Origin of the sequence: Flavobacterium sp. PLA-1-15, from assembly GCF_049060005.1 — a bacterium.
GTDB lineage: Bacteria > Bacteroidota > Bacteroidia > Flavobacteriales > Flavobacteriaceae > Flavobacterium.
The window spans coordinates 157,194-180,719 of sequence record NZ_JBMGQS010000003.1; the positions used below are offsets into that span (position 1 = coordinate 157,194).

The 23,526-nt window shown below is 36.9% G+C and carries 20 protein-coding genes; 7 read left to right on the forward strand and 13 right to left on the reverse strand.

Translation table 11 applies throughout. The features are described 5' to 3' along the window. Positions 1 to 89: 89 nt before the first annotated feature. From accB to pdxA, 5 genes are all read right to left on the reverse strand, one after another. Entirely contained in the window at positions 90 to 575 is a 486-nt protein-coding gene (gene accB, locus ACI6PS_RS04125) for an acetyl-CoA carboxylase biotin carboxyl carrier protein (protein ID WP_421011285.1), read from the reverse strand. A 35-nt stretch (positions 576 to 610) separates the two neighbouring features. Beyond that, a complete protein-coding gene (locus ACI6PS_RS04130) occupies positions 611 to 1,600 on the reverse strand; it encodes a beta-ketoacyl-ACP synthase III (protein ID WP_421011286.1) in 990 nt (329 codons plus the stop codon). Positions 1,601 to 1,763: 163 nt separating this feature from the next. Then, positions 1,764 to 1,958: a 50S ribosomal protein L32 gene (gene rpmF, locus ACI6PS_RS04135; RefSeq protein WP_121312109.1), complete on the reverse strand. Its 195-nt coding sequence runs from the start codon at positions 1,956 to 1,958 to the stop codon at positions 1,764 to 1,766. A gap of 9 nt (positions 1,959 to 1,967) precedes the next feature. Next, the gene (locus ACI6PS_RS04140; RefSeq protein WP_421011287.1) at positions 1,968 to 2,510 is read right to left on the reverse strand and encodes a YceD family protein; all 543 of its coding nucleotides are present in this window, start codon (positions 2,508 to 2,510) and stop codon (positions 1,968 to 1,970) included. 83 nt (positions 2,511 to 2,593) lie between these two features. Then, positions 2,594 to 3,640, reverse strand: a complete 1,047-nt coding sequence (gene pdxA / locus ACI6PS_RS04145) for a 4-hydroxythreonine-4-phosphate dehydrogenase PdxA (RefSeq protein ID WP_421011288.1) — start codon at positions 3,638 to 3,640, stop codon at positions 2,594 to 2,596. Positions 3,641 to 3,698: 58 nt separating this feature from the next. Here pdxA and ACI6PS_RS04150 point away from each other — a divergent pair, with 58 nt between their 5' ends. From ACI6PS_RS04150 to ACI6PS_RS04170, 5 genes are all read left to right on the forward strand, one after another. Further along, complete coding sequence (locus tag ACI6PS_RS04150; RefSeq protein WP_421011289.1) at positions 3,699 to 4,289, forward strand: riboflavin synthase; 591 nt, start codon at positions 3,699 to 3,701, stop codon at positions 4,287 to 4,289. Between the two features lie 96 nt (positions 4,290 to 4,385). Next, positions 4,386 to 5,390 (forward strand): recombinase RecA, encoded by a 1,005-nt coding sequence (recA, locus tag ACI6PS_RS04155; RefSeq protein ID WP_421011335.1) that lies wholly within the window; start codon positions 4,386 to 4,388, stop codon positions 5,388 to 5,390. Positions 5,391 to 5,501: 111 nt separating this feature from the next. Beyond that, a complete protein-coding gene (locus ACI6PS_RS04160; RefSeq protein ID WP_421011290.1) occupies positions 5,502 to 5,936 on the forward strand; it encodes a hypothetical protein in 435 nt (144 codons plus the stop codon). A gap of 12 nt (positions 5,937 to 5,948) precedes the next feature. Next, complete coding sequence (locus tag ACI6PS_RS04165; RefSeq protein WP_421011291.1) at positions 5,949 to 6,497, forward strand: RNA polymerase sigma factor; 549 nt, start codon at positions 5,949 to 5,951, stop codon at positions 6,495 to 6,497. Then, positions 6,494 to 8,191, forward strand: a complete 1,698-nt coding sequence (locus tag ACI6PS_RS04170; RefSeq protein WP_421011292.1) for a hypothetical protein — start codon at positions 6,494 to 6,496, stop codon at positions 8,189 to 8,191. Before ACI6PS_RS04165 ends, ACI6PS_RS04170 begins: the two co-directional genes overlap by 4 nt. A 184-nt stretch (positions 8,192 to 8,375) precedes the next feature. Here ACI6PS_RS04170 and ACI6PS_RS04175 read toward each other — a convergent pair whose 3' ends face one another. The 3 genes from ACI6PS_RS04175 to uvrC all read right to left on the reverse strand — a co-directional run bounded on the left by ACI6PS_RS04175 (position 8,376) and on the right by uvrC (position 13,927). Beyond that, complete coding sequence (locus ACI6PS_RS04175) at positions 8,376 to 9,821, reverse strand: amino acid permease (protein ID WP_421011293.1); 1,446 nt, start codon at positions 9,819 to 9,821, stop codon at positions 8,376 to 8,378. Positions 9,822 to 9,910: 89 nt separating this feature from the next. Next, positions 9,911 to 12,118 carry a patatin-like phospholipase family protein gene (locus tag ACI6PS_RS04180; RefSeq protein ID WP_421011294.1) on the reverse strand — a complete coding sequence of 736 codons (2,208 nt, stop codon included), beginning with the start codon at positions 12,116 to 12,118 and terminating at the stop codon, positions 9,911 to 9,913. Positions 12,119 to 12,127: 9 nt separating this feature from the next. After that, positions 12,128 to 13,927, reverse strand: coding sequence for an excinuclease ABC subunit UvrC (uvrC, locus tag ACI6PS_RS04185; protein ID WP_421011295.1), 1,800 nt, complete (start codon positions 13,925 to 13,927; stop codon positions 12,128 to 12,130). Positions 13,928 to 14,018: 91 nt separating this feature from the next. On the opposite strand from uvrC, the gene ACI6PS_RS04190 reads away from it, so the two are divergent. Both ACI6PS_RS04190 and ACI6PS_RS04195 read left to right on the forward strand, forming a co-directional pair. After that, on the forward strand, positions 14,019 to 15,002 hold the full coding sequence (locus ACI6PS_RS04190; protein ID WP_421011296.1) for a succinylglutamate desuccinylase/aspartoacylase family protein: 984 nt from the start codon (positions 14,019 to 14,021) through the stop codon (positions 15,000 to 15,002). Further along, positions 14,995 to 15,558, forward strand: a complete 564-nt coding sequence (locus ACI6PS_RS04195) for a 5-formyltetrahydrofolate cyclo-ligase (protein ID WP_421011297.1) — start codon at positions 14,995 to 14,997, stop codon at positions 15,556 to 15,558. The genes ACI6PS_RS04190 and ACI6PS_RS04195 overlap by 8 nt, the downstream gene beginning before the upstream one ends. A 26-nt stretch (positions 15,559 to 15,584) precedes the next feature. Here the strand turns inward: ACI6PS_RS04195 and ACI6PS_RS04200 are convergent, their stop codons facing one another. The 5 genes from ACI6PS_RS04200 to ACI6PS_RS04220 form a co-directional block, all read right to left on the reverse strand. Further along, entirely contained in the window at positions 15,585 to 16,229 is a 645-nt protein-coding gene (locus tag ACI6PS_RS04200) for a lipoprotein signal peptidase (protein WP_421011298.1), read from the reverse strand. A gap of 136 nt (positions 16,230 to 16,365) precedes the next feature. Beyond that, complete coding sequence (locus tag ACI6PS_RS04205) at positions 16,366 to 16,746, reverse strand: TraR/DksA family transcriptional regulator (RefSeq protein WP_421011299.1); 381 nt, start codon at positions 16,744 to 16,746, stop codon at positions 16,366 to 16,368. A gap of 7 nt (positions 16,747 to 16,753) precedes the next feature. Further along, positions 16,754 to 20,155 carry an isoleucine--tRNA ligase gene (ileS, locus tag ACI6PS_RS04210; RefSeq protein ID WP_421011300.1) on the reverse strand — a complete coding sequence of 1,134 codons (3,402 nt, stop codon included), beginning with the start codon at positions 20,153 to 20,155 and terminating at the stop codon, positions 16,754 to 16,756. A 243-nt stretch (positions 20,156 to 20,398) separates the two neighbouring features. Continuing rightward, a complete protein-coding gene (recO, locus tag ACI6PS_RS04215) occupies positions 20,399 to 21,112 on the reverse strand; it encodes a DNA repair protein RecO (protein WP_421011301.1) in 714 nt (237 codons plus the stop codon). Between the two features lie 69 nt (positions 21,113 to 21,181). Then, entirely contained in the window at positions 21,182 to 23,479 is a 2,298-nt protein-coding gene (locus ACI6PS_RS04220; protein WP_421011302.1) for a two-component regulator propeller domain-containing protein, read from the reverse strand. Positions 23,480 to 23,526: the final 47 nt, after the last annotated feature.

A 23,526-nucleotide genomic window follows, 5' to 3' on the forward strand; every position in this document is an offset into this window, starting at 1 on the left:
TAGACAATTTATAAATTAGATAATTTTGACTCTTTTGAAGATTCTTGAAAGAAATCTTCAATCTAAAATCTAAGATCTAAAATCTAAAATTAAGAAGGATCTACTAAAAATAATGGTTGATCGAATTCTACTGGAGACATATCGTCTACAAGAATTTTAACGATTTTTCCTGAAACTTCAGATTCGATTTCGTTGAAAAGTTTCATTGCTTCGATAACACAAAGAACATCACCTTTACCAATTGAAGCTCCAACCTCTACAAAAACGGGTTTGTCTGGAGATGGCTTTCTGTAGAAAGTTCCGATAATTGGCGATTTGATTGTGATGTATTTTGAAGTATCATCAGCTGCTGGTGCTGCTGGAGCCGCTGGCGTAGCAGGTGCTGCTTGAGCAACTGGTGCTGCTTGTGGCAAAGCTTGTTGTACTGGAGCTTGCTGTAAATAAGTAATCTCTGGAGTATTTCCTTCTAAAGTTGTTCTGATCGTGATTTTCACGTTGTCAACTTCTAATTTTACTTCGGCAACTCCCGTGTTTGCTACAAATTTGATTAGGTTTTGAATTTCTTTTAAATCCATGATATCTTATTTTTAGTTATAGTTTGTTCGTTTTATTAGTAGGCCCATTTTAAATAGATAGAACCCCAAGTAAATCCGCCACCGAAAGCAGCGAAAATGATGTTGTCGCCTTTCTTGAATTTCTTCTCGAAATCAAAAAGTACCAATGGCAAAGTTCCAGAAGTAGTATTTCCATATCGTTCGATATTTACCAATACTTTATCTTCTTCCAAACCAATTCGGCTGGCCGTTGCATCGATGATTCTTCTGTTTGCTTGGTGGGCAACCAACCAGTTTACATCTTCTTTTGTAAGGTTGTTGCGTTCCAATATTTTCTCGCTTACATCTGCCATTCCAGAAACAGCATATTTGTAAACTGTTTTTCCGTCTTGGAAAACAGTATGCTGCTTGTTCGCCACTGTTTCTGCCGAAGCTGGAAGTATAGAACCTCCTGCATCGATTTTCAAGAATTCTCTACCAACTCCGTCACTTCTCAAAAATTCATCTTGAATTCCTAGACCTTCGTAGTTTGGTTCGAATAAAACAGCACCTGCTCCATCTCCAAAGATGATGCAAGTTGCACGATCCGTATAATCAATAATTGAAGACATTTTATCGGCTCCAATTAATAATACTTTCTTATATTTTCCTGATTGAATGAATGCTGAAGCAGTAGACATTCCGAATAAAAATCCAGAACATGCGGCCTGAAGATCGTATCCAAAGGCGTTTGTTGCTCCAATTTCTGTTGCAACATAGACAGCCGTAGAAGCTACTGGCATATCTGGGGTTGTAGTAGCAAGGATAACCAAATCAATCTCCAACGGATCAATGTTTCCTTTCACTATTAAATCTTGGGCGGCTTTTATGGCAAGGTAGGAAGTTCCCAAACCTTCGCCTTTTAATATCCTTCTTTCTTTAATTCCTGTTCTTGAAGTGATCCATTCATCATTGGTATCTACCATGGTTTCAAGGACTTTGTTTGATAACACAAAATCGGGAACATATCCTCCGACAGCAGTAATTGCGGCTGTAATTGTACTCATAGGGATGCTTGTTTGTTTTCTGATAATCAGGTCAGAAAAGTTGTTGAAATTACAAAAAAATTTCTAACCCAAAGGCTTTAAAAGGTGTTATTTAACACGAAAGTTTTAAACAACAAAAAAAACTCTCACGGGGGAGAGTTTAAATTTTAACTGCTAAAATGTATTATGCAACAGCAACAGACTTGTCGATAACAACTTGTCCTCTGTAGTACATTTTACCTTCGTGCCAGTAAGCTCTGTGGTATAAATGTGCCTCTCCAGTTACAGGACATGTAGCGATTTGAGCAACAGTAGCTTTGTAATGAGTTCTTCTCTTATCTCTTCTTGTTTTCGAGATTTTTCTTTTAGGATGTGCCATTTTACTATATTATTTATCCGTTAATAGTTGTTTTAATTTGTCCCAACGTGGGTCGATATTCTCTTCTTCTTTAACCTCTTTCTTCTTTTCTTTGACTGTGAGTTCTTTCAGTTTTTTCAGGGCTTCGGTATCCAAACTTCCGTCTTTTACTCCTGGGTGAACACGTTTTAATGGAATCGAGAGCACAATCATTTCATAGATGTATTGACTTACATCGATTTGATGTTCTCCGTGTGGCAATATCAACAACTCTTCATTGTCATTATTGAACTCCTCTCCAAACTGAACCACCAACCTTAATTTACCTTTAACAGGCAAATCAAACATTTCGCTGGTCAGGTCGCAAGGAACGTGAACGGTACCTTTGTGCTTAAAATTCACCTCAAGCATGGTACTTTTCTTTTCCAAAACTACATTTACTTTGATATCCGAACTTTCAAAGTCGTCATAGCCAAAGTGATCAAAGAACTTTTTATTTATTTGATATTCAAACTGATGTTTCCCTAACTTTAACCCTACAAAAGGAATTAAAAACTCATTTAGCTGCTTCATGGTGTCAACAATTTGCCCAAAACTTGGGAGTGCAAAGATATAAATTTATCGCAAATTCAAAAGGGTTATAAACATTTTTTTGTTTATAAGTGTTTTTCCTTTGTTTTCAATGGTTTTTTAGTGATTTCGGCATATTGATTTCTGGAATTATAAATATCAAGTGCCAAATAAACAGCTTCTTTGAACGAATTATAATCTGCAATTCCTTTTCCTGCAATATCATACGCGGTTCCGTGATCTGGAGAAGTTCGAATTTTGTCCAAACCTGCTGTATAATTCACCCCATTTCCAAAAGACAACGTCTTAAACGGAATCAGACCTTGATCGTGATAGGCTGCAATAACTGCGTCGAATTTTTCATATTGGGCATTGCCAAAAAAACCATCGGCTGGATAAGGCCCAAAAACCAGTGTTCCTTTTTCGAACATTTTCTTAATAACCGGCCTGATGATTTCGTCGTCTTCTTTTCCAATAACACCACCATCACCTGCATGCGGATTCAATCCTAAAACGGCAATTCTTGGTTTATTGATGCTGAAATCCTGAATCAAAGATTGCTTAACGGTTTCAATTTTCTGGCGAATCAATGCTTCTGTCAAATGCGAGGCCACTTCGTTTACCGGAACATGATCGGTCAGCAATCCGACTCTCAAGTTATCCTGAACCATCAGCATCAAGGCATTTCCTTCCAATTCCTGATTCAGATAATCGGTATGCCCTGGAAATTTAAATTCTTCCGATTGTACATTATATTTATTGATTGGAGCGGTCACCAAAACATCAACCAAACCTTCTTTTAAAGCATCCGTTGCGGCAACAAACGACTTGATGGCAAATTTTCCAACAGTTTCGTCGTTTACGCCATACTCTAACGTAAAGCCTTCGCGCCAAACATTCAGTACGTTGATTTTTCCAGTAAGAACCTGATCGAGCTTGTCAATTCCGTGAAGCATTGTAGTCGATTCGAAACTTTTTTTAAGAAACGAAAGCGTTTTTACATTGGCAAAAATAACCGGTGTACACATTTCGAGCATTCGCGGGTCTTCGAACGTCTTCAGTACTATTTCGCTTCCAATACCGTTCAAATCTCCGATTGAAATTCCAACGATTATATTTTCTGCTTTTTTCATGCTCTTCAGTTATTTATTGCTAATTTTGAGGTGCAAATTTAGTAAAATAAAACAAGAAATGTTTACAGGAATCATAGAATCCCTCGGGACGGTGAAAGAAGTTCGAAAAGAAAACGACAATCTGCATCTTACCATCACTTCCTCCATCACAAATGAATTGAAAATCGATCAAAGTGTTTCGCATAATGGTATTTGCCTGACGGTTGTTGCTTTAAGTGAAGATGCTTATACGGTAACTGCCATCCGAGAAACCATCGAAAAAACAAATGTTGGTGATTGGCAAATTGGCGATATCGTAAATCTGGAACGCGCCATGAAATTAGGCGACCGACTAGACGGACACATCGTTCAAGGACACGTGGACCAAACTGGAATTTGCAAGAATGTTGAAAACGCAAACGGTAGCTGGTATTATACCTTTGAATACGATGAAAATTGGAACAACATTACTATTGAAAAAGGTTCAATTACCGTGAATGGAGTGAGCTTGACGGTTGTCAATTCAAATAAAAATGAATTCAGCGTGGCGATTATTCCTTATACATACGAACATACGAATTTTAAAAACTTCAAAGTTGGCACCAAAATCAATTTGGAGTTTGATGTTGTGGGAAAATATGTGGCACGATTGCACGGCTTGAGGAATTAATAATCTGTCGATAAATTATTTCATTTAAATCATTTTACAACCCAAAAAAAACTATTTTTACGAAAAATAAGTGCCTAACATTATATGAAAGAAAAGATGAGTTCAGAGAAAGAAGCGAAGTTAAAAGCTTTACAGCTAACACTTGACAAATTAGACAAAACCTACGGAAAAGGTACGGTGATGAAAATGGGAGACAAAGCCATTGAGGAAGTAGAAACTATTTCGTCTGGTTCACTTGGTCTCGATTTGGCCCTTGGCGTAAACGGTTATCCAAAAGGTAGAATCATTGAAATATACGGTCCTGAATCTTCAGGAAAAACGACTTTGACGCTTCACGCGATCGCAGAAGCTCAAAAAGCAGGCGGAATTGCTGCCTTTATTGATGCGGAACATGCTTTCGACAGAAATTATGCAGAGAAATTAGGTGTAGATATCGAAAACCTTATCATTTCACAACCAGACAACGGGGAACAAGCGTTGGAAATTGCTGAAAACCTAATCCGTTCGGGAGCAATTGACATCGTGGTCATCGACTCGGTTGCCGCGTTGACTCCAAAAAGTGAAATCGAAGGCGAAATGGGAGATTCAAAAATGGGCCTTCACGCTCGATTGATGTCGCAAGCCTTGAGAAAATTAACAGGAACGATAAGCAAAACACATTGTACGGTTTTCTTCATCAACCAGTTGAGAGAGAAAATTGGAGTGATGTTCGGAAATCCAGAAACTACAACGGGTGGTAATGCCTTGAAATTTTATGCTTCGGTTCGTTTGGACATCCGTCGTTCATCTCAAATTAAAGATGGTGAAAATGTAATTGGAAACAGAACCAAAGTAAAAGTGGTGAAGAACAAAGTGGCGCCGCCTTTTAAAACGGCTGAATTCGACATTATGTATGGAGAAGGTGTTTCTAAAAATGGTGAAATCCTGGATTTGGCTGTTGAGTTCGAAATCATTAAGAAAGCCGGATCTTGGTTCAGCTATGGTGACACTAAACTAGGCCAAGGCCGTGATGCGGTGAAATCCTTGATAAAAGACAATCCCGAAATGGCCGAAGAACTTGAGTTGAAAATTAAAGATCAGATAAAAGAAAACAACGCATAAATACTAAAAACATCCGCCAAAAACGGATGTTTTTTTTTACTTAAACGCAACCAAAACTCAGAAAACGCATCTATTATAAAACCATATAAAAAGAAAAATTTAAACTCTAAAATGAAAAAGATTGCATTGCTTTTATTAGCTGTTATCACACTAGGCTCTTGTTCGTTAGAAGAAGGTAATAATCAACCTACGTTTTATTATGAAATCCTTCCTGTGGAAAGTTTTCAAGTGCCTGAAAGTGTAGCCGTTGGACGCAATTATGAAATTAAAATGACCTATAAAAAACCTTCAAATTGCCATGTCTACGAAGGTTGCTATTACAAGACCGAAGGCTACACGACAATAGTAGGAATTCAGACCTATGTTTTGGATAATCCCGAATGTCAAGAGCTTGAAAATCCGGAACCACTTGAAGTCGTCTTCGATTTTAAAGTTGAAGGCATTCAAAATGCCTCTCAGCCTTATGTATTTAAATTTTACAAAGGTAAAGATGTGAATGGAAATGATGTTTTTGAAGAAGTATCAATTCCTGTAACTTATAATTAATAACAAAAGCCTGTGGGTTTAGAACAGCTGATTACTGATTGCAAGAAAAATGATGCAAAAGCTCAGGAACAATTGTATAGATTGTTTTCTGCGAAGTTTTTTGGCGTCTGCTTGAAGTATTCAGCAAATTATGCCGAGGCCGAAGACAATCTGCAAGACGGATTCATCATCATATTCAAAAAAATTGACCAATTCAACTTCAAAGGTTCTTTTGAAGGCTGGGCAAAACGAATAATGGTGAACAATGCACTTCAAAAATACAGAACAGGAGTTCGTTTTTTAGAAATTGTAAACGAAGACATTCAAGAAGAAGAAACCCTAGAACTTGATGATGAAAGTATCTCATTGGATTTTTTAATGAGTATTATCCAAGAACTTCCCGATCGTTATCGGTTGGTTTTTAACTTATATGTCCTCGACGGATATTCTCATAAAGAAATTTCGGATATGCTTGAAATTACTACCGGAACCACAAAATCAAATTTGGCAAGAGCCAGAGCGATTCTGAAAGAAAAAATAGACCTTCACACAGGAAAAAAAATAGTACCATCAGCGAAATGAGCGATAAAAAAAACATAGACAGACTGTTTCAAGAGAAATTCAAGGATTTCGAAGTGGAGCCAAACGAACAGATTTGGCTTAACATTGACGCGGCATTACGGGAAAAGAAAAAACGGAGAGTAATTCCATTCTGGTTCAAACTGACAGGAATTGCTGCGGGTTTAATTTTGGGATTCTTTGCATTTAATTTTCTATTTGATGATGCAACTTCCGTTGAAAACAATCCAGTTGTTATAGAAACCAAGAAGCAATCAAATGAAAATTCAACTTTAAAATCTCTGGAGAAGGAAGAAGTCGTAAATACTGAAAATTCCAGTGAGAACAACACCGATAATAGTATTGAAAATCATGTAAACCCTTCTACAGATCAAAAAACAAACGGAATTAATAGCTCGGAAAAAACCAATGACGATGCCATTGTAAATCAAAGCAAATCTTCAAAAAACAAATCTGGAGAAGTTAATTCTGAAGCTTCTTTAGAACAAAATAATGCTGTTGCAACTATTTCAACGGAAGTTAAAAAATCTCCTGCCAAAAAGAAATCAGTTAGAAATTCTGTAAATAATTCTGCGGAAGCGATTGTAAATAATGCTTCTAAAACTGAAAAAAACAGGAAAGAATCTGTGAATAAAAATGCTATTTCTAATAACGATGTAAATGCTATTGCGAACAATTCTAAAAATGAAAAAAACAAAAAAGACTTGCAAACCAATAGCATAAAAGACATCAACTCGAATTTAAACACAGAAGAGAAAAATGCAATAGCCAACGGGATATCTGATCAAGAAAAATCAAATTCATCGATTGCATCAAATCAAAAATCCATTGAAGGACAAAACATCCATCTGGATAATTCTTTTATTGATGGTACTAAAACCGATGTAAAGAAGAAAGATTCAACAGCTCTTGCCCTTTCAGAACCCAATGCACTGGAAGAATTGCTAAAGAAAAATGAAAAAGAAGAAGAAAAGATTGCCGAATCCAAAAAAAATAGGTGGCAAATAACATCTAGTGTTGCACCTATTTTTTTCAATTCTACATCCAATGGCTCCCCAATTGACGGGCAATTTGCAGATAATAATAAATCGTATGAAAACAATATGAGTTTTGGCGTTGGGGTGAACTATGCCGTAAACAAGAAACTTACTGTTAGAACTGGAGTGAATAAATTCACTTTGGGATACAACACAAATGACGTTGTCTTTTTTGCCGCAATGGACCAAGTAAGTTTTGGAAATCTAACAAGCTCTACTGCTGGTTCGACCATACAAGTTGTCAGCTTGAATAACTCAGAAGCCTTACGGCCTTTCAATAATGGAATACAAAACACTAACCAAGGCACAATGACCCAGAGAATGGGTTATTATGAAGTTCCTGTAGAAATGTCGTATAAATTGATTGATAAGAAATTTGGAATCAATGTAATTGGGGGTTTAAGTACTTTGTTTCTTAATGAAAATGAAGTTTCTGTAGCTTCCTCTACCATGTCGGCTAGTTTAGGAAAGGCAAAAAACCTGAACGACATACATTTTAGTACAAACGTTGGTTTAGGTTTCAGATACCGTTTTTGGAAATCATTTGAGGCTAATTTTGAGCCTATGTTTAAATATCAAATCAATACGTTCAATAAAGATGCTGGGAATTTCAAACCCTATTTCATTGGGCTCTATTCCGGTGTCAGTTTTAATTTTTAGTTTTATTTTGTTATTTGTTTTTGGTCTTTGCTGTTCTTTCCAAACGGGAAAGTTAAATACCCCAGGGAGATTTCTTTGGGGTATTTTTATGGAATAAAAACGAAATAATTCATTAAATATTAGTCCTTTAAACAGAAAAAGAGCTCTAAAATTTACAGCTCTTTTTTTATTATTAATTATAAATCTATTGCGGATTATTTAGCTTACTTCTGCTTTTACCGTATACAAAGTAAATAGCCACTCCTAGAGCCATCCAGATCAAAAGTCGCAACCAACTTTCGGCAGGAAGTGAATACATCAAGTAGAAACAAACTACAATTCCTGCAATTGGGACAAAAGGAACTAAAGGCACTCTAAACGAACGTGTGGCTTCTGGCATTTTCTTTCTCATGATTAAAATTCCAAGGCATACTAAGGAAAATGCAAAAAGTGTTCCGATGCTTACCATGTGACCTAAATCTTTGATTGGAACAAAACCTGCAAAAATGCTTACGAAAACCATAAAAAAGATATTTGTTTTCCAAGGTGTTCTAAATTTTTTATGGATGTCTCCAAAGAATCTTGGCAATAATCCGTCATTACTCATTGAATAAAATACGCGGCTTTGCCCCATCAACATCACTAAAATTACAGATGTATATCCTGCTAAAATAGCGACTATCAGTCCTGTTTGCAAGAAAGTATATCCTGTCACTGCAAATGCTGTTGCTGCCGGAGAAGCATCTCCTTTAAAAACTGTGTAAGGAACCAATCCTGTCATTACATAGGAAAACAACACATATAATACCGTACAAATCAAAAGCGATCCCAAAATACCAATCGGCATTCCTTTTTGAGGATTTTTTGCCTCTTGCGCTGCTGTAGAAACTGCATCAAAACCAATGAAAGCAAAAAACACTAATCCTGCTCCTGCGGCAATACCAGACATTCCTCCAAATTCGCCCACCTTTTCACCCGTTTGAGGATCAACATGTGCTGGAACAAATTCAGGAATATAAGGAACATGGAAATCTGGGTTGATGTATTGCCATCCTAGAACAATAAAAATGATTACTACGATCAATTTCATCACCACAAGAATATTATTTACAAATGCTGATTCTTTTGTTCCTCTTATCAACAAAAGCGACAAGACACAAACAATAAAAATGGCTGGCAAGTTTATAATTCCACCTTCAGATGGCGCACTGGCAAATTCTGGCGGAATTGTCATTCCGAACTGAGCTAGTAATTTATTCAAATAAGAACCCCAACTTACACCAACGGTAGCGGCTCCAAGAGCATACTCTAAAACCAAATCCCAACCAATTATCCAAGCTACAAACTCTCCCATTGTTGCATAGGAATAGGTATAGGCACTTCCTGCAACGGGAATCATTGACGCAAATTCTGCATAACACAATCCTGCAAAGGCACAACCAACAGCGGCCAAAACAAACGATAGCGTTACTGCTGGACCGGCATGATCTGCCGCTGCAATTCCTGTTAATGAGAATAGTCCTGCTCCAATAATTGCCCCAATTCCTAAGGCTACCAGAGCTCTTGAAGATAATGTTCTTTTTAATCCTTTTTCATCTTCTGATGCTTCCGCCATTAAAATTGATAATGATTTCCTTCTCCAAATTGACATAGATTCGAATATTTATTGTTGAATAGCCAAATATAGTTTTTTATGTAATAATTAACACAAAAAACATGGCTTATATTTTTTTACAGAAGTTAGAACCAAAATCCAACACTGAACCAAGTATGATGATCTTTTGTTTCTGGCGACCATGTATGTTTCACTTCAATCGGACCGATTATGGTTTCGAGTCCATAACCTAAAGCATAACCGGAATATTTTGGCTTTCCGTACCAATCCTTGGATTCAAACAAATTGTAATCTATGTTTGCAAAATTGGCTGAAAAGTTCAAATGATTTTTTTTGAAAATTTCATAATCCAAAGTAAATGTTGCCTTTACGTAGCTATCTCCCGACAAACTAAGAAAATCATACCCATAGAATTGTCTAAAATTATTGGTTTTATTAAATCCATATCCTCCCAGAACAAAATCCAAGAAAGGAATAGTTTCATCACCTATGGTAAATCCGCCTTCAGTTCGCGCCACAACAGTAAATTTGTCTGTTATCGATTGTGCAAAACCAAAATCTCCTTTTACATAGGAAAAACGGCTGAAATCTTTTTCTAAATTTTTTGAATAAATAAAACTTTGGATGTCTCCCATGAAATACCATCCTGTCGATGGAAAGTAGAAATTATCAAAAGAGTCGTATTTTATATAACCAATAGCATTTAGAAAACTATTGCTACTAAAGTCAGTGGCATCCTCATACGTCTGTGAAGTCAATTTTACGCTTTTCCATTCCAAACCTACTCCCACAACAAACTTTTGCTTGAATATTGTTTGCATATATACTTGATTGGTAAAATCTTCAAAATCTACATTTATAGAAGTTAAACCGAGACCCCCAAAAACGTTATCATCAGTTCCATCAGTGTAAATATTCCTGTTGAAACTATTGTATTTGGATTTGAACCCAAAACTCCAATAAAAACCATTATCAATATAATAATCGAAATTATACCTGAAATTATCTCCAAGAATTACATCCAACGAAGCTACATCATTTTTAAAAAGCGCTTTCTTCTTAGTAAAATTAATCAAGATCGCACTCTTATATAAATCATCATAATGAAGCCCGAATCGTAAAAATGTCTTGGTAGGATTTTCTATTAGATTCAAATTAAAAATATCTTTTCCGTCTTTGTTCTCAAAATAATACCCCATTGAACTGAAGTTTTGAGTCGCATTTAAATTATCAATACCTACTTTTAAATTATCATACGTAATCTTGCTTCCTGCCTTGAAACCTAATTTTCCCAGCACATAGGCACGCGTATAATTGTCTAGTTTATTGATATTTATTTCTGCTATTGAAAGCGAATCAACCGTACATTTTTGTATTGATTTTTTTTCTTTGTTGAAATTGCTTCCATATTCTTTCAGTTTCTCATACACCGAAAATCCAGCCTCTTCTCCTTTTTTTATAATGTCGCTACCTTCATCAAATGATATAACCGTATAATTTTTAATATCGGGTTTGATGTAAATATCCGTCTGTCTTTTCTTTTTATTCATCTTTTCAATCATGTGAAGATTGGAAATCTGAATAAGAATCCTTGTTGCATTATTCAACGAATTTCGATCTTTCAAATCGTCCTGAACATCTACTCCTACTATAATATCTGCGCCTAATTTTCGTACTTCGTCAATAGGATAATTATTGGCAACACCACCATCAATGAGCATTTGATCGTCAATCAAAACAGGAGAAAACAAGGAAGGAAATGTAGCACTTGCAAGCATTGCCTGGGAAAGATATCCCTTATCTAACAAGACTTGTTGTCCGTTTTCAATATTAGTAGCAATACATAAAAAGGGTATGGGAAGCTTGTTGAAATCTCTAACATGCCGAACATTATGCGTGAGTTTATTCAACATATTATAAATGTTCAGCCCTTTTGAATAAGCAGTTGGAACACCTATTTTGAAATTTTCAAACGGAAGCGAAATGGCATAGGTTTCGTCATTCTTTTTTTCGTAGAAATTTTTGGAAGATCTTGGAATAAAATCCCTTACAACTTCATCAAAATCAGTAACTTTAAAAATAGAATCTATCTGATGGGCATTATATCCCGAAGCATACAATCCGCCGATGATAGCACCCATACTGGTTCCGCCGATGTAACTCACTTCGACCCCAGCTTCTTCCAAAACTTTCAAGACGCCGATATGAGCGAGACCTTTCGCACCTCCACCGCTCAAAACCAATCCAATTTTTGGCTTCTTTTCGCTCCCTTTTTCCTGTGAAAATACAGCTAGACAGCAAAACAGGACAATCACAAGAATGTATTTTTTCATCTTACTAGATTAATTATTAGGGGCTTGGTAAAAGTCGGTAATTTTTTTGGCTTTTGAAAGTCCCACGACTTCGGATATTTCCTTTTCAGTTGCTAATTTTAATCGCTTAACCGATTTGAAATGTTTTATTAATGTTTGCATCGTTTTCTCGCCAATTCCTGGAATGCTTTCGATAGATGAATTTAGAGCGGCCTTGCTTCGTTTATCTCGGTGAAACGTGATCCCGAAACGATGTGCTTCGTTTCTCAATTGCTGGATGACTTTCAACGTTTCCGATTTCTTATCAAGATACAAGGGAACAGAATCACCTGGATAGAACAATTCTTCCAAGCGTTTAGCAATCCCGATAATGGCAATTTTCCCTCTCAAACCCAAATCATCGATACTTTTTAAGGCAGATGACAATTGGCCTTTTCCTCCGTCAATAATAATCAATTGAGGCAGCGGTTGATTTTCATCCAAAAGTCGCTTGTATCTTCTATAAACCACCTCTTCCATCGAAGCAAAATCATTCGGTCCTTCGACGGTTTTGATATTAAAATGACGATAATCTTTCTTACTCGGTTTTCCATCTTTGAAAACCACACAAGCCGAAACCGGATTTGTACCTTGGATGTTCGAATTATCAAAACATTCAATATGACGAGGCTCTTCGTGAAGTCGCAAATCTTTCTTCATCTGCGCCATTATTCGGTTGGTATGACGATCTGGATCTACAATCTGCATTTGCTTCATTTGATCCATTCGGAAGAATTTCGCATTTCGGATGGACAATTCCAGAATCTGTTTTTTATCTCCTAATTGCGGAACGGTCACTTTTATATTTTCGCCCAAATCCACTTCAAACGGAACAATCACTTCTTTGGATAACAAATGAAAACGTTCCCTCATTTCAATAATCGCCAATTCCAAAAGCTCTTCATCGGTTTCATCGAGTTTCTTTTTGAGTTCCATCGTATGCGAACGGATAATCGAACCGTGTGATATCTGTAGGAAATTCACGTAAGCGGCACCTTCATCTGATACAATCGAAAAGACATCCACGTTCGTAATTTTTGGATTGGCAACCATCGATCGCGATTGGTAATTCTCCAAAACTTCAATCTTTTCTTTTAATTTCTGTGCTTCTTCAAACTCCATATTTTGAGCCAGGAGAATCATCTTCTTTTTGAAATCCTTGAGGCTTTCCTTAAAATTTCCTTTTAATATTTCCCGGATGGCATCAACTTCTTGTTGGTAATTTTCTAGAGATTCGTGACCTTCACAAGGACCTTTGCAATTTCCGATGTGGAATTCCAAACACACCTTGAATTTTCCGCTTTCGATGTTTTTCTGATTCAAATCATAATTGCACGTTCGGAGCGGATACAATTCCTTTATCAGATCCAAAATCGTGTGAACAGTCTTAAAACTGGTATAGGGTCCGAAATATTCTGAACCATCCTTTATCATTCTCCGAGTAGAAAATATTCTCGAAAACGGTTCTCTTTTGATGCAAATCCACGGATAACTCTTGTCATCACGAAGCATCACATTGTATCGCGGTTGCAGTTTCTTGATCAGATTGTTTTCCAACAACAGCGCATCGGTTTCGGTTGGAACCACAATGTGTTTGATGGTTACAATCTTTTTCACCAACACATTCGTCTTGGCCGTATCGTGAATTTTATTGAAATAAGAAGAAACCCTTTTGCGTAAGTTTTTGGCTTTTCCAACATATAAAATCTTACCTTCCTTATCATAATATTGATAAACACCCGGACTGTCGGGCAGGGTTTGAATCTGTAAATTTATTGGAGGTGAAGTCATAAATGCAAAGTTACGGAAATGTGATGACGAAAACCCACGGAAATTGTTACCACATTCAGAATTTAACTACTTTTATATTTTTGAAATTGATATGAAGAAATCCAAACCGACGCCAATCACTATTTTAGGAGAAAACATTCTTCCGGGAGAAAGTAAAACCATCAATATGGAAATTGCGAAACTCCATACCACCACAAAATTGAAGATTCCCATCATCATCGAACGGTCGAAAATTGACGGACCAATTGTCCTTTTTTCTGCAGGAATTCACGGCGATGAAATCAATGGTGTCGAGATTGTGAGGCAAATCATCATCCAAAAAATAAACAAGCCAAAAACGGGAACCATTATTTGTATTCCAATTGTCAATATGTTTGGCTTTGTAAACAAGTCTAGGGATTTTCCAGATGGAAGGGATTTGAATCGGGTTTTTCCAGGAAGCAAAAACGGTTCGCTCGCTTCTCGATTTGCCTATCATATTTTAAAGGAAATTATGCCGATTGTAGATTACTGTGTGGATTTTCACGCAGGTGGAGCCAGCCGATTCAATGCACCACAGATCAGGATTGTTCCCAACAACGAAGAATTGAAAAAACTCGCCGATATTTTTGATGCACCGTTTACGTTGTATTCAAAAAATATCGCCGGCTCTTTTCGAAATTCGAGTGAAAAACTCAACGTAAAAATGTTGCTTTTTGAAGGCGGAAAATCACTCGACATCAACAACGATATTGCCCAGGAAGGTGTGAACGGTGCCAAACGAATCTTGGATTATTTGGGAATGCTTAATCCGAAACTTCACGCTATACAAAAAGAAATAGCGAGCATCTACATTGAAAAATCGAGCTGGATTAGGGCGAATCGTTCGGGTTTGTTTTTGGATTACAATAAAATTGGCTGTTACGTCAAAAAAGGATTCGTTTTAGGAGCCATTACCGACCCTTTCGGGAAATTTGAGCAAAAAGTGAAAGCTCCCAACGATGGTTACATCATCAATGCAAATCATTCTCCGATTGTGTATCAAGGTGATGCTTTGTATCATATTTCCAATGAGTTAATAAAATCAGATGAATAAGAAAGATTTACGAATAAAATATAAAAACCTCCGACAGTCTTTATCCGAAAATGATATTGAAGAGAAAAGTCTGGCTATTGCCAATACGATCATCTCGCTTCCAATCTGGGAGAAGAATTACTTTCATATTTTCCTGCCAATTGTTGAACATAAAGAAGTTGACACTGAATTCATACTGCATCTTTTAGCCGGAAAAGACAAAGAAGTGATTGTTTCCAAAAGTGATTTTGAAACCCGAAAAATGACGCATTTCCTTTTAACGGATAACACCCGAATCAAGAAAAACGAATACAATATTCCCGAACCTGTTGATGGAATAGAAGTGCCATCGAATAAAATTGAAGTGGTTTTTGTTCCGCTTTTGGCTTTTGATACAAAAGGAAATCGCGTGGGTTATGGCAAAGGTTTTTACGACCGGTTTCTTTCAGAATGCAAGGCTGATGTTTTAAAAATTGGGTTGTCTTTTTTTGAAGCCGAAGACGAAATTTTAGATGTTTTCGAAAATGATGTCAAACTTGACCTCTGTATAACCCCAAATAAAATCTATTCCTTTTAAAACTTTCTTATTCTAAAAAAGATAAATTACTGTAAATTATTCTTGAAAACAGTATCCTGCTCGTTGTGATTTGATCCGAAAGCCCTCTTGTTGAATACAATCAAGATTCCAACTCCTGTAGAAATCGCCATATCGGCAATGTTGAAAATTGCATTGAAGAACGTGAATTCTTTTCCGCCCCAGATTGGCAACCATTCCGGAAGCACATAATCTTCTATGATTGGAAAATAAAGCATATCTACCACTTTTCCGTGAAAAAGTGTTCCGTAAGGATCATTTGAAAACAAAGTAGCGGTCTGACCGTGGCTGTGATCGAAAATAATACCGTAAAAAACAGAATCCACAATGTTTCCGAAAGCTCCTGTTAGAATCAAAGCTATCGCCACAATCAGATAATTAGAACTGCGGTTTTTCACCGATTCGTGCAACCAATATCCAATACCACAAACAGCAACCAATCTAAAAAGCGTTAGGAAAAGCTTTCCGTAATCGCCCGGGATCTCAACACCCCACGCCATTCCTTCGTTTTCAATAAAATAAATCTGGAACCAGTTCTGCCCGAAAACCTTGATTTTCTCCTCGAGCATAAAATTAGTCTTGATGTATATTTTTGATATTTGGTCGATTATCAACAATATAATAACCAACAAATAAGCTTTCTTTAATGACATTTTTAAATTTTTGAATTGCAAAAGTAACTAAATTCCAAATCCTAAAAAATACAATTCTCTAAAAAACACAAATTCCAAATCACAACGCCAAGATTGACATTGCTATTTGGAATTTAAGAATTGTATTTTTTAAAAATTATCTTTGAAGATTCTTCGCTTCGATGCTCATTGTAGCGTGAGGAACAATTTTCAATCTTTCTTTTCCGATTAATTTTCCAGTCACCTTACAAACTCCGTACGTTTTGTTTTCCACACGGAAAAGCGCATTTTTCAAATCGCGGATGAATTTCTCCTGACGGATGGCCAACTGCGAGTTTGCTTCCTTAGACATTGTTTCACTGCCTTCTTCAAATGCTTTGAATGTTGGAGACGTATCGTCCGTTCCGTTATTCAAATCATTCATATAGGCGCTCTTGATCAAATCTAAATCAGATTGTGCTTTTTGTATTTTTCCTAAAATAATCTCTTTGAACTCTGCTAGGTCAGCATCTGAGTATCGTGCTATTTCATCTACCATATTCGGGTTATTTTGTAATTAATAATTTTGTTTTTATGTTGTCGAACTCAATTTCCGTTCCATTTGTAATATTTTCTTCAAAAATCAACTGTTCCGTCAATGTTTCCGATTTGATGTATTCTTCGTTATTTCGGATGGCTTCTTCTAAAATCCCGTCTTTCTCTAATCGAACCACAATCTTGTCAGTAACTTCAAAACCAGAATCTTTTCTGATGTTCTGAATCCTGTTGACTAATTCTCTCGCAATCCCTTCCATTCTTAGTTCTTCGGAGATTGTAATGTCCAAAGCAACCGTGATATTTCCAGCATTTGCAACCAACCAGCCTTCAATATCTTGCGATGTAATTTCTACATCTTCTTTTGTTAAAGTTATACTATTTCCTGATAACTCCACAATTGTAAAACCGCTGGCATCCAATTGATTGATTTTTTCCTGTGACAAATCTTGTATCTGTTTGGAAATCAATCCCATATCTTTTCCAAAACGCGGTCCAAGTGTCTTGAAATTAGGCTTAATCTGCTTAATCAAAATACCCGAAGCATCGTCCAAAAGTTGGATTTCCTTCACGTTTACTTCCGCTTTTATCAGGTCGGAAATAGCTTCTATTTCTGCCTTGAAATTTGCGTCAAGTACTGGAATCATTACCTTTTGCAACGGTTGGCGCACCTTTATCATTTCCTTTTTTCGGAGTGATAAAACCAATGATGAAATGGTTTGTGCTTTCTGCATTTTGCTCTCCAACGACTTATCAACAAAGTTTTCAACTTGTTTTGGAAATTCGGCCAAATGTACGCTGTCATAATTTTCCGACCGTGTTGCCTGTGTTAAATCTCTGTAAAGCTTGTCCATAAAGAACGGAGCGATTGGAGCGCTTAGTTTTGCAACCGTCAAAAGACAAGTATATAGGGTTTGATACGCTGCGATTTTATCTTGGGCATATTCGCCTTTCCAGAAACGTCTTCTGCACAAACGAACGTACCAGTTGCTCAAGTTTTCCTGAACGAAATCAGAGATGGCACGTGCGGCTTTAGTTGGTTCGTATTCTGCGTAAGCTTCATCCAGTACTTTTATCAACGTATGCAATTCGGATAAAATCCAACGGTCAATTTCTGGTCGTTCGTTTAATGGAACTTCCGCTTCATCGTATTTGAAACCATCAATATTTGCATATAAGCTAAAGAACGAATAGGTATTGTATAACGTTCCAAAGAATTTTCGACGCACCTCAGCAACGCCTTCAATGTCAAATTTCAAGTTGTCCCACGGATTTGCATTCGAAATCATGTACCAACGTGTCGCATCAGGGCCATATTCTGCAATGGTTGTAAACGGATCTACCGCATTTCCTTTGCTTTTAGACATTTTGATTCCGTTTTTGTCTAAAACCAAACCGTTTGACACTACATTTTTATAAGCTACTTTATCGAAGACCAAGGTTCCGATGGCGTGAAGCGTATAAAACCAACCACGGGTTTGGTCCACACCTTCTGCAATAAAATCGGCTGGAAAATCTTTGTTGCCATCTATTTTATCTTTGTTTTCAAAAGGATAATGCCATTGGGCGTAAGGCATCGCGCCAGAATCGAACCAAACGTCAATCAGATCACTTTCACGCTTCATGGGTTGGCCTGAAGCCGAAACTAAAGTAATTCCATCGACTACATTTTTATGCAAATCAATCAAATCATAATTGGTTTCCGACATATTTCCGATTTCGAAACCTTTAAACGGATTTTCTTTTTGGAAACCTGCTTCAATTGATTTTTCGATAGCATTGTATAATTCTTCGACAGAACCAATCAATACTTCTTCTTTTTTGTCTTCGGTTCTCCAGATTGGCAACGGAATTCCCCAATATCTTGAACGCGAAAGGTTCCAGTCGTTGGCGTTTTTCAACCAATTTCCGAAACGTCCTTCACCAGTAGATTTTGGTTTCCAGTTGATGGTTTCATTCAAGTCGAACATTCTGTCTTTTACGTCCGTCACCTTGATGAACCAAGAATCCAATGGATAATATAAAAGCGGTTCGTCCGTTCTCCAACTGTGTGGGTAACTGTGAACGTATTTTTCAACTTTAAAAGCTTTATTTTCTTCCTTTAATCGGATGGCGATTTCAACATCAACCGATTTTTCAGGAGCCGTTCCAGCATCGTAATATTCGTTCTTCACATATTTTCCAGCGAAATCGCCCATGTGTGAAGTAAATTTTCCTTGTAAATCCACCAGTGGAACTGGAGTTCCGTTTTCGTCTAAAACCAACATTGGTGGAACTTCTGGTGTAGCTTCTTTGGCTACTTTCGCATCATCAGCACCAAAAGTTGGAGCCGTGTGTACAATTCCTGTTCCGTCTTCCGTAGTAACGAAATCTCCTGAAATTACTCTGAAAGCATTTTCTGGATTTTGGTAAGGCAAAGCGTAAGGCAATAATTGCTCGTATTTGATACCGACCAAATCAGAACCTTTTGCTTCGGTTAAAATTTTATATGGAAGCTGTTTGTCGCCGTTTTTCACTTTGTCAAAATCAGCCTCTTCTTCGCTTGCAAAAAATCCTTTCCCGAATTGTTTTCCAACTAAATTCTTAGCCAAAACCACATTTATCGGTTCAAAAGTATATTGATTAAACGTTTTTACTAAAACATAATCGATTTTTGGCCCTACTGTCAAAGCGGTGTTGGATGGCAAAGTCCAAGGTGTTGTGGTCCAAGCCAAGAAATGCACCTCTCCAAAACCTTGCAAAAACGATGGCAAAGTTTCTGGCAATGTCTTAAATTGTGCTACAATCGTAGTATCAGTAACATCTCTGTAAGCTCCCGGCTGGTTTACTTCGTGAGAAGACAATCCTGTTCCCGCTTTTGGAGAATACGGTTGGATCGTGTAACCTTTGTACAGCAAACCTTTATCGTAGATTTGTTTCAAAAGCCACCAAACCGACTCCATATATTTTGGCTTGTAGGTCACATACGGATCTTCCATATCTACCCAATAGCCCATTTTTTCAGTAAGGTCGTTCCACACATCGGTGTAACGCATTACTGTTTTTTTACAAGCTTCGTTATATTCTTCTATGGAAATGGTTTTTCCGATGTCTTCTTTTGTGATGCCGAGTTCTTTCTCAGTTCCCAATTCTACTGGCAAACCGTGAGTGTCCCAACCTGCTTTTCTTTTTACCTGAAAGCCTTTTTGGGTTTTATAACGACAAAAAATATCCTTAATCGCACGCGCCATTACGTGGTGAATTCCAGGCAATCCGTTTGCTGAAGGCGGACCTTCAAAAAATACGTAAGGTTGGTTTCCTTCGCGTGTAGTTACGCTTTTTTCAAAGATGTTTTCCTTTTTCCAGAAATCAAGTACTTCAGATGCTACAGTTGGCAGGTCAAGTCCTTTATATTCAGTAAATTTTGTGCTCATTTTGTCGTTTTCTAAAATCAATTTGCGAAAGTAATGAATTTTGGATAAATAGTTATAGGTTGTGGGTTGTAAGTTGTTGCTTTTGGGGATATGTTAACGGTTAACGCTCGCGTGAGGGATTGCAGTGGAAATCCTTTTCTTTTTTTCTTTAAAAAAGAAAAGATTGTAACGGAAAGCCCGACAGCATTTTCGAAAAGGCTATGGCCAAACTGAATTTGCCTTTTTGAAAGTGGCATGCCAAAATTATGCAAAAACTTCCTTTAGGACATCTAACGATTTTGGCTTCCTGAAACCATCTAGATGTAAAGAATAATAATCAATCAGGATTTTGAGTAGAATTTGTCTTTCGATGGAAGCGAAAACTTTTTGATCACTGTCAAATTTAAGATTCATCAATCTCTTGAGCAGATGGGTTTCGTGTTCGGAGAGACTAGTGACGGCGTGAAATGGTGTAAAAATGCCTTCAATCATTTCGAAAAATTTGGCATCCGATTCTGAATTATCGGGGTAAAAACCTAAATATTTTGTGGTTTCTAATAATAAAATAAGATGAAAATTCGCTACTTCATCGTGGTTGTCGAGCCAAAGTAGAGAAGTTTCGAGAAAGGCGAAAAAATGTTCGTTTTTTTCTTCTTCGTGGATGCTGTGGTGCAGGATTTCCGACAGGAAAATTACGATGGTGCTTTTGACAATATCGGTGTGGATGGAATGGAAAGGCGAGGCCATTTTGATTTCCTTGAAATTTTCGAGCGTGCCTTTGTTTTTATGAACGGCTTCGATTTCCAGGATTGAAAGTGGTTGAAAATAGGCGATTTTTTGGTTGGATTTTCTACTCGAAAATGCATCGCGAACAAAATAACTTTTAAGTCCGTCCGATTGCGTGAAACATTTTACAATCAGGCTTTTTTCCTGGTATTTTAGGGACGAAATGACGATTGCTTTGGTTTTTATGTTCATGGGTTCAGGTTGATGGATGCAAGGTTTAGGGCCGTCCTATCCTCGGACCTTTTACCCTTTGCCTTAAACCTATCGAACAATCATTACTTTTTTGACTTTGGTTTCTATTCCGTCTTGGGCGGAAATAAAAATCATGTAGACTCCGGAAGCGACTTTGTATTTGCCAAAAGCCGTCGTGTCCCATTCAACAGTTCCTCCTTCTGAAACTACTTCGTGAACAAGATTTCCTTCGATATCGGTAATTTTTATTCTGGCCTTATCGAGCAATCCGGTGATTTTTACGGTTCCATAATATTCCGGACGAACGGGATTTGGATAGACTTTTACGTTTTGCAGATTATCATTCCCAGTCGTAGAGAATCCCTTGAAAGAGACCATTCCTTTGGTTGTGGCAAAGAATACTTCTCCTGTTATTGGATTAATATCGATGTCATGAATAGAATTACTTGGCAATGGAGAATTTGAAATCGTAAACCTTTGAAGAATTTGCTGTCCGTTTGAAGAGACTTGGAAAACACCTGATTCGGCAGTTCCAATCCATTTGTTGTTGGCGCCGTCAACTACAATATCTGTTATGAATTGCTCATATAATAATTCTTGAGCAACGCCTTCCTCCATTATTATAATTGGGTTGGTGGCCATTTGCTCATCAGCATTGAATCTGTCGACACTTGACAAGATTCGCAATCCTTTTATAGTTCCAATCCAGAGTTGATTTCTATTATCGATTGCTATCGTACGAACTACGTTGGTTGGTAAATTTCCGTCCGCCATATCTATTTTCTTGAAGGAATTTATATTTTCATTGAATGCAAGTACTCCAAAAGAAGATGCCATCCATTTTGTTCCATTTTTATCAATTTTTAATTGATCTATATTCAATTGTGTTTGGTCATCTACTACATTTTCTGTTGAAAAAGTTTGCCATTGACCATTTGGTTTTAATACTTTTAGAGCTTTTACAACACGAGAATTTGTCACCCATAGATTACCCTCTTTGTCAAAAGCAGTTCCATTTATCCTAATACTTGTATAATTAGGCACAAAGGTCAACGTTTCCGGTCCGTTTGGAGCACTATTCGTTTGGTCAAACAGATTAGTAGGTATATCATTTTCTAATTTTAGCAAGCCCGAATGATAGGAACTTATATAAACTTGGGAAGGATTGGTTGGATTTATCGTTATTTTAGAAAGAGACCTCGCTCCTAGTACATCTTCTTTTGGAATACTTAACCACTTGTTTGCTATGAATTTTCCGATACCGAATAAAGAAGGACCAGATCCAGAATAAAGATGGGGATCATATCCATAATCATATCCTCCGAATACTGCCCAAATATTATCCGTTGAAGCATTAACGGCAAAAATTTCATTTCGTTCGGGTCCATCTGGACTTAAAAAATCAAATGTGAAAGGGTTGTTGAGTGATGTTGTTATCAGTCCGTGTTCTTTTGTACCAATATAAACTTTCCCATTTACAACAGTTGCGCAAGTAAAAACTGCCTGTACTTCTGTAATTTGATTTGCGTTTATTTGCAGAATTTGTGCTAATTGTTCGTTGTAAACATAAACACTGCTTTGAGTAGTTGCTACCAGTGAGCCTTCATTTTCTCTTAAGTCTAATGGTTGTTGAAACAATTGAATGAAAGGCTGAAAAGTAGCTCCATTATATCGATGGACATTTGAACTTGTATTGACTGCAACCAATTGATTTCCTATTGCTTCTACACCTAACCAATAACCCGGAGCAATATTTGCCCATTCGTTATAATTTATCAAATTTGGACTTGAAACATTTGCTCTACGGATCCCAGAACTTTCGGTTGCGGCATAAATAAATCCGTTGAATACTACACTTTGAAAAACCTTAATTTCGGCGCCATTATCCCCGATAAAATAAGTGTCCCCAAATTGAAGCGTTGCCAAATTATATTGCACCATCCCGAAATCACAAGAAATATAAGCAATTCCTTCATGTTCCGTAATGTGGTTGATTTTTTTTATTGTGGGATTTATTTGCTTATTGATGATGTCTACAACGGTTTTCATCGTTCCATCGCCTTCATTGATGATCATTAACAGTCCATTTTCATAACCTATAAGCGTTCGATTAAAAGTTTGGCTGTGGTAAATTGCCGAAATGGTCTGACCTGGCAAACCATCAATTGTATTAGTTGTTTTTATTTCATTTGTAATGTCACTTTTAGAAAAGAGCGCATTTTCTGAAGCCGCAAAAACCTTATTTGTCGATTCTGAAACATCTTTCACTTCATTATAACTGAAATAACTATTCCAGCTCTTACTGTTCTGGGAGAAACCAACTTGTATTGAAATAAAGAAGAAAAAAACTTGGAAAAAATATTTCATTATGGATTTATTGCTAAGACAAATATAGTACAAAACGAATTTATTTG